The following is a 12735-nucleotide window of genomic DNA, read 5'->3' as shown; positions in this document are numbered from 1 at the left end:
ACGCTGTGTTGTGGATAGCCAATGCTGTATGGAGGATATCTATGATTGTGTGATAATTAACCAACATTGTATGGTATATATCCTAATATTTATTAGAAAAATATAATAAATTTTTTTAACTTTAAGTAGCCGATGAACTTTGTGAAGCTTCGGAAAATATCACCATAAAATATTTGGTCATGAATAACGAATTGAAACTGCCTTTTCACATCGGGAATGCCATCCGGGAGCAGATAACCGAACGGCAACTCACGGTTCCGCAGTTTGCCCGCAGGCTGGGGGTTTCGGAACAGATGGCACATTACATCCTGAATTCGAAGGATGTTAAGATAGGCCGGTTATGGCAAGTATCGGAGGCGCTGGGCTTTAATTTCTTTACCCTGATTGCCAAGGCACGGGCCATCGAAAACCCGGAACGGGAGGAGACCACCCTTTTAAAGCAGGAAATAGAGGATTTGAACCAGCAAATCCACGACCTGGAAACCAGGATTGAGACGCTCCGCGAGAGTTTACGGCTTGTCGGAGGAAGAGCCTGAAGCCCAATTGGCTTCATCGCTTCTCCAAACCTTTTTAATACAACCTGATTTATGAAACGAGCATGTTTTAAGCTAAACAAAAACACGGAAGAACAAAATGCGAGTTCCATCCGATCTGTAAAAATCAATTTTGTTCGGATGAAAAATTTATTGACGATTCTGCTGCTGTGGCTGACGGCCTGCAGCGCCGGGCCGTCGGGCAATACGTACCCGGTCCGCCTCAATTCGGTCGGGTTTCTTCCGGCGAAAGCCAAAATGGCCACCATCATTCAGCGCTGTACAAATTTCGAAGTGAAACGGTTGGCCGACGACTCCACGGTTTTCAGGGGGAAAGTCACGGGCCCGTTCCATCAGAAGGATGTCAACCAAAATGCCTGGCTGGCCGATTTTTCGGCTTTCGCCGATACCGGAAGTTTCTATTTGGATGTGCCCGGCGTTGGACGTTCCGTAACCTTCCGCATCAGCGATGATGTATTCAGGCTTCCTTACGTAACAACCATGCGGGCCTTCTATCTGTGGCGTTGCGGCACTGCCGTGGAAGGCGATTTCAACGGACAACATTACGCCCACGCTGCTTGTCACCTCGATGATGGTTACAGCGATTATCTTGATAAGAAAGATGTCGTCCGGGACGGTACCGGCGGCTGGCACGATGCCGGCGACTATGGGAAATACACGGTGAACGCCGGTATCACATTAGGCAACTTGTTTTTGGCCTGGGAACAGTTCAGTCCGGCCTTTGAAAACGTGAAGCTTGATCTTCCCCAAACGGCACCGGGTTATCCCGGCTACCTGGAGGAATTGAAATGGGAAACCGACTGGCTGCTGAAGATGCCATACCCTGATGGTTCGGGCCGGGTGTCGCATAAACTGACGCGCACGAACTTTGCCGGTTTTATCATGCCCGACGATGATAAAGGGAAACGCTATTTTACCGAATGGAGTTCGGCAGCTACCGCCGGTTTTGCTGCCGTAATGGCCATGGCTGCCCGCAACTTTCAGCCGTATGATTCAGCGTATGCGGAAAAATGTTTGACGGCTGCGAAGAACAGCTATGCATTTCTGAAAGAACATCCGGAGATGAAACCATTTGAGCAGGGCGATTTCAAAACTGGCGCTTACAAAGTAGCGAGCGATAAAAGCGAACGGTTATGGGCCGCAGCCGAGTTGTGGGAAACAACGGGCGCCCCGGCTTACCTGGCAGACTTCGAATCGGCGGTGCCAGCCATTCATCCGCCACTCATCGACAGCGACTGGGATTGGGGCAACGTGAAAAACCTCGCCATGTTTACCTATGTGTTATCCCAAAGAGAAGGGCGAAACCCTCAGTTGCTGACAAGTATTCGGCAGGCTATTCTGGCGAATGCCGATTCGCTGGTAGAAAAAGGGAAACAGGATATTTACGGGCGGCCATTGGGCAGTCGTTATTATTGGGGCTGCAACGGTACAGTCGCTCGCCAGGCTGTCAACCTGCAGGTGGCTAATGCCATTTCACCGAAGCCGGCTTACACCAATACGGTCGTTGCTATTGTTGACCATTTGCTGGGGCGCAATGTGTATGACCGGTCTTATATTACCGGAATCGGTTTCCGGCCTCCCATGCATCCGCATGACCGGCGCAGTGCCGCTGACGATGTTGTACCACCCTGGCCGGGCTACCTGGTTGGTGGCGGACGAACAGCAACTGGTTGGCAGGACAAACAGTCGGACTATACCACCAACGAGATTGCCATCAACTGGCAGGCTGCGTTGGTATATGCTTTAGCCGGCCTGGTGGATTAGTAACGAAAAACAGTATTCGGAATGATGAAAAAACATATTGTGGTGGCCTCGCATAACCCGGTGAAGATTGAGGCCGTGAAGCGGGGCTTTGAAAGGCTTTTCCCGGGAACGGAAATAATGATTGAAGGCGTGAGTGTTGATTCGGGTGTACCCGGCCAACCCATGAGCGACGAAGAAACCCGGGCCGGGGCGCATAACCGTGCCGCCAATGCACGGGAGAAAGTTCCCAACGCCGATTTCTGGTTTGGCGTGGAAGGCGGCATCGGGCGGCACAACGACGGGATGCACTCCTTTGCCTGGATTGCTGCCTGCTCCGACGTCCGGTTTGGCGAGTCGCGCACCACTACCTTTCAGCTTCCGCCCGAAGTGGTGAAACTAGTGGAAGAAGGCCTGGAACTGGGCGATGCCGATGACCGCGTGTTTGGGCGGACCAACTCAAAGCAGGAGAACGGCGCGGTGGGATTATTGACCCATAATGCGATTACCCGCACGTTGCTTTATGAGCAGGCCGTTTGCCTGGCATTGATTCCGTTTGTCCGGCCGGAGCTTTTCCCCGGAGAATGAGATAAGATAAAAGGGGCTTCCGGAAAGTCTCACTACAAAATTTAAAACTTACAGATTGTAACTGGGTCTTCCGTTTTACCCCTCCAAGAGGGTGTCCGAAAAGTTGAATTGGAAAAGTGTTTACTTTCAAATTGAAAGCAATCTTGGATTTACCCCTCCTCCCGATGGACATCGGGACTCCCTAAAGGTGAGGCTTAAAGTCCCCTTTAAGGGGATTTAGGGGTGAAATTCTGAGGCTAATTTCAATCTGATAGTTTTATATATGTTTGATGCCCTTTTCGGACACCCTCTTTTTATTTTGTTCTGTCTGATGATTTATTCCTGATTCTGTAATTCTTCCCAGTACTCCACCGCACGGCGGGTGTGGGGAATCACGATGGTGCCGCCCACCAGGTTGGCTACCGAGAAAATTTCGAACAACTCATCGGTGGTAACACCTTGTTCGTGGCATTTCCCGAGGTGGTATTTCACGCAATCGTCGCAACGCAGCACCATCGAGCTCACCAGTCCGAGCATCTCCTTGGTTTTGGTCGACAGTGCACCTTCCATGTAGGTATTGGTGTCGAGGTTGTAGATGCGTTTCATCACCTTGTTGTCGGCCGAGAGAATTTTCTCGTTCATCCGGGCACGGTATTCCCGGAATTCGTCAATCAGTTCACTCATATTAGCTTATTCAGTTGGTTGTTCAACTTTTTCCACTACTTCGCCAATCAGCGTGGTTTGTGTGCTGCTGTTTACTTTCACGCGAACATAGTCGCCAAATTCCAAATCGCCTTTCGGGAATACCACCATCTTGTTTTGTGAGCTGCGGCCAAAATATTGCTCGTCGCTCTTCTTCGAAACACCTTCGACCAGCACTTCCACCACTTTGCCAATGTCCCGGCGGTTGTTCTCCTGCGAAATGCGGCTTTGCAAGGCAATCACCTCTTCCAAACGGCGCGATTTTACGTCATCCGGTACGTCGTCCTCGTAATGTTCGTGCGCATAAGTTCCCGGACGGACCGAGTATTTGAACATGAATGCCGAGTCGAACCGAACTTCTTCCATCAGCGAAATAGTTTCCTTATGATCCTCTTCCGTTTCGCTGCAGAAGCCGGTAATCACGTCAGTAGATAAACCACAGTTGGGGATAATCTCGTTGATGGCTTTGATGCGATCGAGGTACCATTCGCGGGTGTACTTCCGGTTCATTTTTTCGAGTACCTGGGAGCTTCCCGATTGGAACGGCAGGTGGATAAATTTGCAGATGTTCGGATATTTTGCAATCACCTCCAGCAGTTTGTTCGACATGTCTTTGGGATGCGAAGTGGTAAAGCGTACCCGGATTTTCGGATCGACTTTGGCCACCATTTCCATCAGGTCGGCAAACTTCACGGGGCGGGAGCCTTGTTCGCGCCAGCGATACGAATCCACATTCTGTCCCAGCAGCGTCACTTCTTTGTAGCCCTTGTTAACCAGGTCCTGTACTTCGTTGATGATATCCTTCGGGTCGCGGCTTCTTTCCCGGCCACGGGTATACGGTACGATACAGAAAGTACAGAAGTTGTTGCATCCCCGGGTGATGGATACAAAACCGGATATTTTATTGTTCCCGATACGTTTCGGGATAATGGAATCGTATGTTTCGTTTGTGGTCAAATCGACATTGATGGCTTCTTCGCCCCGGTTTACTTTATCGAACAGGTAGGGAAGATCGCGGTACGCATCGGGACCGGCCACCAAATCTATTTTTTTCTTTTCGAGCAATTGATCACCAATTCGTTCAGCCATACAGCCAATCAGCCCCACCACTTTTTCGGGCGATTTCTTTTTATGGCTCTGGAACAGATCCAAGCGTGCGTGTATGCGTTGCTCGGCATTGTCGCGAATCGAACAGGTATTAATTAATATGGCATCGGCGTCCTGATGATCTTCGGTCAAGTCATATCCCTTCTCTCCCAATACGGCTGCCACCACTTCGCTGTCTGCCACGTTCATCTGGCAACCGTACGTCTCAATATATAATTTCTTGTTTGCCATTACGGTAAAATCAAATGAGAAAATTAGTTCGGCAAATTTACCATCATATTTTGAATTTGGACAATAAGGGTTTGTCTAAATAAGACTTAATTGTCCTTTCCTAAATGTTTTTCTGTACAAAATGGGATTTTCTTATCTTTACGGCTCCGAGAATTTAATGTTGCAAATTCAAAAGTAAGGTATATGTCAGGACACAGTAAATGGTCGACAATTAAGCGGAAAAAGGGCGCACTTGATGCGAAGCGCGGAAAAATATTTACCCGCCTGATAAAGGAGATATCGGTAGCCGTGAAGGATGGTGGTCCCGACCCGGACGGTAATCCCCGTTTGCGTTTGGCCATTCAAAATGCCAAAGGGGAAAACATGCCCAAAGACAATATCGAAAGGGCGATTAAAAAAGCTGCCGGTGCCGATGCCGACAGTTATGCAGAGGTAACGTTTGAAGGGTATGGTTCGCATGGTATTGCTGTCTTTGTTGAATGTCTGACGGATAATAACAACCGGTCGGTTTCGAACGTACGCTCCATTTTTAATAAATATGGCGGAAGTCTGGGGACGAATGGTTCGCTGAGTTTCCTTTTCGACCGGAAGGGTATTTTCCGCATTCCCGCCGAAAATATAAAACTTGAGGAAGTAGAGCTTGATTTGATTGACTCAGGCGTAGAGGAAATTGAGCAGGAAGACGGCTTTGTTATTCTGACTTCGGCCATGGAAGATTTCGGTAACCTGAATAAAAAACTGGAGGATTTAAACATTGAGGCAGCCAGTGCCGATTTGCAGCGAATACCCAATGACACAAAGGAGTTGGATGTAGAGTCGGCCCAGAAGGTGCTGAAGTTAATTGAGGCGCTGGAAGACGATGATGACGTTCAGAACGTTTACCACAATCTGGAAATGACCGACGAACTGCAGGAAGCGCTTGAATCAGAATAATAATTAAAGATTTGACAATGGCCGGAACTTCCCGGCCATTTCTTTTTCCGTTATATTTGCATCCTTAAAGAAAAACAGTTCATGAGGAGGATACTTTCAACTTTCGTTGTCCTTTTGCTCTTTTGGGGTAATGTGTTGGCACAGAAGCCGGCGCCGGTCAACGGATACGGTCAGCTTCCGGCTGACGATACCACCGGAATCTGGACAGAGCTCAATGTTCACCAGAATCCGAAAACAGAAAAACTGCTTGAGCGTCAAATCCAGCTCGATAAGAACCGTCAAACCACGCCAGGGTATCGGGTACAGATTTATTTTGGTTCGGGAAGTTCGGCCAAAATTAAAGCCATGAAGGTGAAGACTGATTTTCTCTCGGCGTACCCGGAAGTAAAAGCCTACATCATATATCAGTCACCCGATTTTAAGGTTCGGGTTGGCGATTTTCGCACACGGAGCGAAGCGCTTCGGTTACAAAAAAAGATTGCCCGGGATTATCCCAATGCGTTTATTGTACCCGACGGAATTCAGTTCCCGGACCTTTTCAGCAATTCAAGTTCAGAAAATTAAAATGCAGATTAAGCTGAGATGAGCGAGCTAATAAAACATGAGTGTGGGATAGCGATGATAAGGCTTCGCAAACCGCTGGAATATTACAAGTTAAAATACGGAACCTGGCAGTACGGTTTGAATAAGCTTTACCTGTTGATGGAGAAGCAACACAACCGCGGACAAGACGGGGCAGGCGTTGTAGGCGTGAAAATTGACATGGCAGCGGGGCAGGATTATATTCATCGCCACCGTTCGGTGGATGCTAATCCGATTAAAGATGTGTTTGATAATATATTTGGCGAGTTTAACCATGCCAAAACAAATTTTCCAAACACATATCACGATCCCGCCTGGGCTAAAAACAACCTTCCGTTTGTCAGTGAGCTTTACCTGGGACACTTGCGGTACGGTACGTTTGGCCGCAACAGTGTAGAGTTTACCCATCCGGTGATGCGGCAAAATAACTGGCGTTCGCGAAACCTGGTGCTGGCCGGTAACTTCAACCTGACGAACGTCGATGAGTTATTTGACCTGCTGGTAGGTTTGGGGCAACATCCCAAAGCGTATACCGACACCGTGACCGTTCTGGAGAAAGTGGGGCATTTCCTGGATGAGGAGAATGAAATGCTTTTCCGCAGATATAAAAACGAAGGTTACTCCAATAAAGAGATTTCCCCGCTCATTGAGCGGAACCTGGATCTGAGACAAACATTGGAGCGCTCCAGCCGCGATTGGGACGGCGGCTATGCCATTGGCGGAATTATCGGTCACGGAGATGCTTTTGTGTTGCGTGATCCATGGGGAATCCGGCCGGCTTACTACTATGCCGACGATGAAATTGTGGTGGTTGCTTCCGAGCGTCCGGTTATTCAAACCGTGATGAACGTTTCCTGGAAAAGTGTTCAGGAAGTGAAACCCGGAGGAGCCCTGATCGTGAGGAGGGACGGAACCTTGTCGGAAGAGATGGTCCGTGTTCCGCAAGAGCGGAAATCATGTTCATTCGAGCGGATTTATTTTTCCCGTGGTTCGGATCGCGATATCTACCTCGAGCGAAAAAAGCTGGGGCATCTCCTTGCTCCGACCATTATGAAGGCTGTAGACAACGACCTGGAGAATACTGTTTTTTCGTACATCCCAAATACGGCAGAGACGGCATTTTCCGGAATGATGGAAGGTATCCGTGACCTACTGCTGGAGTGGAAGAAAGACAAAATTCATGCGTTGGGCGGGAATATGACGGAGGAAGCCATTTCAGAAATCATTTCCGTTGAGCCCCGTATCGAGAAGGTTGCCATCAAGGACGTGAAAATGCGCACGTTCATCACGGATGATTCCAGTCGTGATGATTTGGTTGGCCACGTGTATGATGTTACCTACGGTGTAGTCAGGAATGGAAAAGATACGCTGGTGGTTATCGACGATTCTATTGTTCGGGGTACTACGCTCAAGCGAAGTATTCTGCGCATTCTCGACCGGCTTCATCCCAAACGGATTATTATCATCTCATCGGCACCGCAGATTCGTTATCCCGATTGTTACGGAATTGATATGGCCGAGCTTGGAAAGTTCATTGCTTTTTCAGCAGCCATTGCTTTGTTGAAAGAAACGGGCAAGGGGCATGTGATTGATGAGGCATACAAGAATTGTAAAGAGCAGCAACATTTGCCGAAAGAGGAGATTGTGAACTACGTGAAGGAGATTTATCGGCCCTTTACCAATGAGGAGATTTCGGATAAAATCGCCCAGTTGCTGAAGCCGGTAGATTGCAATGCCGAGGTGGATATCGTTTACCAGACAGTAGACAACCTACACAAAGCGTGCCCGAACGATTTGGGTGATTGGTATTTCACGGGTGATTATCCCACTCCTGGTGGAAACAAGGTGGTGAATACCTCGTTTATTAATTATATCGAAGGAATTAAAGGCCGGGCTTATTGAGCTAACCCTGACTTTTTACAGAATATAAAAGAAGGATGTCGTTTCGGCATCCTTCTTTTTTTGTTCGCATGGGTGTTATTAAAATTCGATAGGTACGGCAAAGTTAACCGGAACAGCTTTTCCCCGTTGTTTGCCGGGACTCCATTTGTCCATCCCTTTTACGATTTCGATAGCTTTTTCATCAAGATATTTTGAACCACTGGCTTTGGTAATTTTTACCTGGCCCACCGAACCATCCGGTTGAACGACAAAATTAACATAAGCCTTGCCTTTTAGCGTTTTACCTTCAGCCTTCGCTTCTTGGATTATTTCTTTCTTTTGGTCATCGATATATCTCGCCAATGCTGGCTGTCCTCCCGGATATTGCGGCATATCTTCAACGATGACGAATACCTTTTTGTCCTTATTATCTGCTTGCTTTGACGATGCAGGTGGCGGTGGTGGAGCGGGCATTTCTTTTTTGGCCGGTGAAAGTTCCGTACTGATTCCCACAACGCCTTTCTTCATCTTCAATTTGATATTGTCTTCGTTCGGTGTTATCTTTTTGACGACTGTTTGGTAGCCTACAAAAGAAATAACCAACTCGCATCCCTGTTCGGGAACTTCAAGTGAAAAATTTCCATTCTCATCTACTACGGTACCTTTGGTAGTATGGCGGATTAGGACTGTTGCTCCTGTCATTGGTTCTCCTTTTTCATTGACAACGGTTCCATGAATCGTTTTAGTTGCCTCAGCTTTTACGGCTTGTTCTGATTCAGGTTGAACTTTATTCGTTACAGGTGCTGCTGCCTGGTATTTTGGTTCGGCGAATGCGACCAGCATGAAAGCTAAAACGGGGATTCCCCAAGCCATGCGGAACAGCTTCTTTCTCGATGTTTTTTGTCTTTTCATCATGTTTAAACGGGTTGGGCCAAGGGCAAAATTCAGATTGTTGGTTATTCCAATGACCTGCATGCCCATTAGCTGATTAACTAATAGTGCCTGGTACCTGACTGGTGAGTGGCCCCGGGATATCACACCTTGATCGGCCAGGTATTCGTGATTTTGTTTGATTGCCAGTTCAATGAACCAAATGAATGGATTGAACCAGAAAATGACTGTCAACAGTTCTATAATGAGCAGGTCGATCCAATGACGCTCGCGAATGTGCACTTGTTCGTGAGAAAGTATTTCATTGATTTCTTCCTGTTTAAGGTATTTCGGATTGATTAATATATGGTTGAAGAATGAAAATGGCAGGGCGTATTTGTCATTTTCATGAATGTAGTAGCCATCCTGCATTTTGGGTTCTGACGAATAGATGACCCGAAGTGGTTTCCATGTTTGAATCAGTAATCGCAAGGCAAAAAGTGCCGCTCCGGTCAGATAAGCAAACAGTAAAACCGTCGACCAGTTAGTGCCTGTTTGCCCCGCAGTTTGATTGCCTTCCGTGGCAACCTGATGGTTGAGAACTCCGGTTAACGTAGTCAGATTGAAATTGGTAATCGGTTGTAAGCTTACCGTATAGTGAAATGGAAAAGCAGCAACAATCAATGCCATCAATACTGAGGCTAACAGATAAACCCGGTTCGCCTTAAAATGGGTCGATTGCCTAAGTAACAGCCAGTATAATAGGAAAAAAAGGCTGAAGCCAATGGAGGCATGTAGCAGAAAGTCAAACCAGTTTTCCATTATGAATCTGTATTAGAGTGGTCTTTTTTCAATTCTTCTTCGGCCTGCTTCATAATCGATTCCAGATCTGCAATGTCCAATTGGTTTTCGCGGGCGAAAAAGGTGGCCATTTTCGGAAATGAACCACTGAAGTAGTTTTTCAGCAGCGATGTAAATTGAAGCTTCGTGTATTCTGCTTTGCTGATGGCAGGAATGAACAGATTGGTGTTTCCAATTTTCCGCTTCTTAACAAAGCCTTTTTTCTCCAAAACCGTCAGAACAGTAGCGACTGTTGTATAAGCTGGTTTGGGCTCATCAAATTGTTCAACAACATCTTTTACCACAGTTTCCTTCAGTTGCCATACAATTTGCATAACCTGTTCTTCGGCGTTTGTCAGTTGTTTTATTTCCATTTGAATACACTTTTACTTTATTGTCTACTACAAATATAGTAGGTAAATTTTGATTTCCTACTATTTGCATAGAAAAACTACTAGAAAAATAGTAGCAGGGGATATGGGAGTGTGTAAGTAGCTTTATAGTATGCAGATGTGAGGAAAAAATTAAGCCTCCCGAAAATTCCGGAAGGCTTTGTATATGATAATCTGAATTAATTTCTCTACTGAAATCTCACCTTGGGATCTTCACCTTTGTCAACCAGTTCTTCCAGGTAGGTCGAAACGTGGCGGTCTATTTTAGTATCATACATGTCGTTAATATTGATCATGATCCCCGTCTCCTCCACTTCACCGAAATGGTCATTGATGACTGTGCCAAAGGTCCGCATCGATGGCGAAATATTCATATAGGCATTGATGAGCGGTGGAATATTTTCACCGTAGTTACGCACTTCCTGCGATAAGATTTTGTATGCCTCCTGGTACTCTTTGCCCTCAAAAAGTGCATTTAGCTTTTCAATGTTCCGGTATGTTGGCATGGGATTCTTGGGGCGCACTAATTCGTCCGGATCGCTGAAATAGGTTTCGAAGAAATGAAGGATCAGGTTCCGCGCTTCGGTATTGAAGTGCGTGTACATCGTCACTTTCCCGAAGAAATAATTGATCTCCGGATGATCTACAGTTAATGCGCCGAGTCCGTCCCACAGGTTATCAAGGGCAAAGAGTCCTTTGGCCCCTGCTTTGCTCGACTGATATTCGGGTTGTACAAACGAACGGCCCAACTCGATGACATGCGGAAGGTACTCATCAATGAATTTCCCGGAGAAACGGAAAAGACGCGCTGTCGCCAGTTGTACTTCGCCGTTTTCGTCACGCGGCAGGCCGGCACAATGAATATACCGGTAACCGCCCAAAATTTCTTTTCTGATGGGATTCCATACAATCAATTGCTTGTAAGGATTATTTTCGCAGGTATCGTAATCGTCAATGTCAATTTCTTTACCGGTACCGCCACCCGCATTTCTGAAAGTCAGCTCTCTCAATCTACCTATCTCCTTCATCGTATTCGGAGCTTCGTGATAGGTAAAAATGTAAATCTCATTCCCGGCTTTGTTCGTCTTGCGTTGGAATTTATCCTCGGTAAGTTCCGATTCAATTAGCTCCCGTGGAACGGGAGGAATGATTTCCTTCATGTTTCGAACATTTGATTTAAGGTTTCAAAAATAAGAAATAAAAGACAGGTTATGTGTAAAGTATACTTATTTCTGAGCATTTGGTGCCATATCGTAAACCCTTCCTTTAACCCATGCCGCCCATGCATTCTGCGACTTTTCTTGTGTGAAGGCCTGCCATGGGATCGGTTTGCCGAATGTGATACTTATTTCTTTTCTCTTTTGTTTGAACGTTTCGTCAGGCAAAAAAAACATTTCAATATTGAATTTCAAACCGATAAACTTGCGGAAATTCGCCAATCGGTAAAAAAAACGGGAATTTCTTCCGGAAATATGGACCGGAATAACATCTCGCTGGTATTGTATCGATTTTTGTATGAAGTGTTTGTGCCAGTTTAAATCCACAATCTTTCTATTTATTCTTCTGGAAGCCAATCCGGATGGAAAAATGAGAATTTGGTTGTCGGATTCATAGGCTTCCTGTATGAGATTTGCCGCATTTCGCTGACTGCCATGTTTGTTAATCGGAACAAAGACCGGAGCCAGCGGCGGTATCTTTGTCAATTCGTCCCTTACCAGGAATTTTGATGGCCCCATTTGATGGGTAACCTGGCTGAGAAGCAGTATTCCATCGAACCCGCCCAGTGGATGGTTCGAAGCGAAGATGTATCGGCCTTTGTCCGGAAGGTTCTCAGTGCCATGAAAATTGAACTTAATCTCAAAATCGCGAATTACTGCATCGGCGAAAGCCACTCCGGTCAGATGTCCATAGTTCCGGATAAGCTGATTTACCTCATCAATATGCAGTTTGTTATTCAGGTAGCGGTATAAAAATCCCGGAATCCGTGATGCCAGTTTGGCACTTTTTTCCGCGATAAGCTCTTTTAGTACAATCGGTTTTAACTTTTGAACCGGATCTCTTTGCTCCATAGAAATTATGATTCAACTGTGGCGAAATTTACTAAAAAATTGATGGTGTGACGAAATGGAGAATAATTTAAAGCTACGGGCAGCCCGATTTGTACCACGAAGTGTATCTTTGAATTCCATAGACAGGGCAATTCCTTCCGAATTAAAGATTTCAACAAATCCCGGGTAGTTGTCAACGTAGTTATGAACACTTATACTAACAGTTTGTTGACAAAATTGCTAAGTGTCTCAATGTGTCACACTTTGTCAGATAGTGTAAAAAAGATA

At 46.3% G+C, this 12735-nt stretch carries 12 protein-coding genes; 6 read left to right on the top strand and 6 right to left on the bottom strand.

Going from position 1 to position 12735, the window contains the following annotated elements; genetic code table 11:
- Positions 1-179: 179 nt before the first annotated feature.
- The 3 genes from GJU82_RS12080 to yjjX all read left to right on the top strand — a co-directional run bounded on the left by GJU82_RS12080 (position 180) and on the right by yjjX (position 2882).
- Positions 180-536 (top strand): hypothetical protein, encoded by a 357-nt coding sequence (locus GJU82_RS12080; RefSeq protein WP_153632364.1) that lies wholly within the window; start codon positions 180-182, stop codon positions 534-536.
- A gap of 138 nt (positions 537-674) precedes the next feature.
- The gene (locus tag GJU82_RS12075) at positions 675-2318 is read left to right on the top strand and encodes a glycoside hydrolase family 9 protein (protein WP_153632363.1); all 1644 of its coding nucleotides are present in this window, start codon (positions 675-677) and stop codon (positions 2316-2318) included.
- A gap of 21 nt (positions 2319-2339) precedes the next feature.
- On the top strand, positions 2340-2882 hold the full coding sequence (gene yjjX / locus GJU82_RS12070) for an inosine/xanthosine triphosphatase (RefSeq protein ID WP_228488690.1): 543 nt from the start codon (positions 2340-2342) through the stop codon (positions 2880-2882).
- Between the two features lie 315 nt (positions 2883-3197).
- Here yjjX and GJU82_RS12065 read toward each other — a convergent pair whose 3' ends face one another.
- Entirely contained in the window at positions 3198-3545 is a 348-nt protein-coding gene (locus GJU82_RS12065) for a carboxymuconolactone decarboxylase family protein (protein ID WP_153632362.1), read from the bottom strand.
- Positions 3546-3551: 6 nt separating this feature from the next.
- Positions 3552-4901 (bottom strand): tRNA (N6-isopentenyl adenosine(37)-C2)-methylthiotransferase MiaB, encoded by a 1350-nt coding sequence (gene miaB, locus GJU82_RS12060; RefSeq protein WP_153632361.1) that lies wholly within the window; start codon positions 4899-4901, stop codon positions 3552-3554.
- A 183-nt stretch (positions 4902-5084) separates the two neighbouring features.
- On the opposite strand from miaB, the gene GJU82_RS12055 reads away from it, so the two are divergent.
- The 3 genes from GJU82_RS12055 (at position 5085) to GJU82_RS12045 (ending at position 8318) form a co-directional block, all read left to right on the top strand.
- A complete protein-coding gene (locus GJU82_RS12055; protein WP_153632360.1) occupies positions 5085-5834 on the top strand; it encodes a YebC/PmpR family DNA-binding transcriptional regulator in 750 nt (249 codons plus the stop codon).
- 81 nt (positions 5835-5915) lie between these two features.
- Positions 5916-6398 (top strand): SPOR domain-containing protein, encoded by a 483-nt coding sequence (locus GJU82_RS12050; RefSeq protein WP_153632359.1) that lies wholly within the window; start codon positions 5916-5918, stop codon positions 6396-6398.
- 18 nt (positions 6399-6416) lie between these two features.
- Positions 6417-8318 (top strand): amidophosphoribosyltransferase, encoded by a 1902-nt coding sequence (locus tag GJU82_RS12045; protein ID WP_153632358.1) that lies wholly within the window; start codon positions 6417-6419, stop codon positions 8316-8318.
- A 78-nt stretch (positions 8319-8396) separates the two neighbouring features.
- On the opposite strand, the gene GJU82_RS12040 is transcribed toward GJU82_RS12045, so the two are convergent.
- From GJU82_RS12040 to GJU82_RS12025, 4 genes are all read right to left on the bottom strand, one after another.
- Positions 8397-9989, bottom strand: coding sequence for a M56 family metallopeptidase (locus tag GJU82_RS12040; protein WP_153632357.1), 1593 nt, complete (start codon positions 9987-9989; stop codon positions 8397-8399).
- On the bottom strand, positions 9989-10381 hold the full coding sequence (locus GJU82_RS12035; RefSeq protein WP_153632356.1) for a BlaI/MecI/CopY family transcriptional regulator: 393 nt from the start codon (positions 10379-10381) through the stop codon (positions 9989-9991). The genes GJU82_RS12040 and GJU82_RS12035 overlap by 1 nt, the downstream gene beginning before the upstream one ends.
- Before the next feature lie 206 nt (positions 10382-10587).
- Positions 10588-11559 (bottom strand): GNAT family N-acetyltransferase, encoded by a 972-nt coding sequence (locus GJU82_RS12030; protein ID WP_153632355.1) that lies wholly within the window; start codon positions 11557-11559, stop codon positions 10588-10590.
- Between the two features lie 66 nt (positions 11560-11625).
- Complete coding sequence (locus GJU82_RS12025; RefSeq protein WP_153632354.1) at positions 11626-12468, bottom strand: 1-acyl-sn-glycerol-3-phosphate acyltransferase; 843 nt, start codon at positions 12466-12468, stop codon at positions 11626-11628.
- Positions 12469-12735: the final 267 nt, after the last annotated feature.

It is taken from the genome of Prolixibacter sp. SD074 (assembly GCF_009617895.1).
Classification (GTDB): domain Bacteria; phylum Bacteroidota; class Bacteroidia; order Bacteroidales; family Prolixibacteraceae; genus Prolixibacter.
The sequence above is the reverse complement of the archived record's forward strand: the minus strand, read 5'-3'. Positions and strand labels throughout refer to the sequence as shown.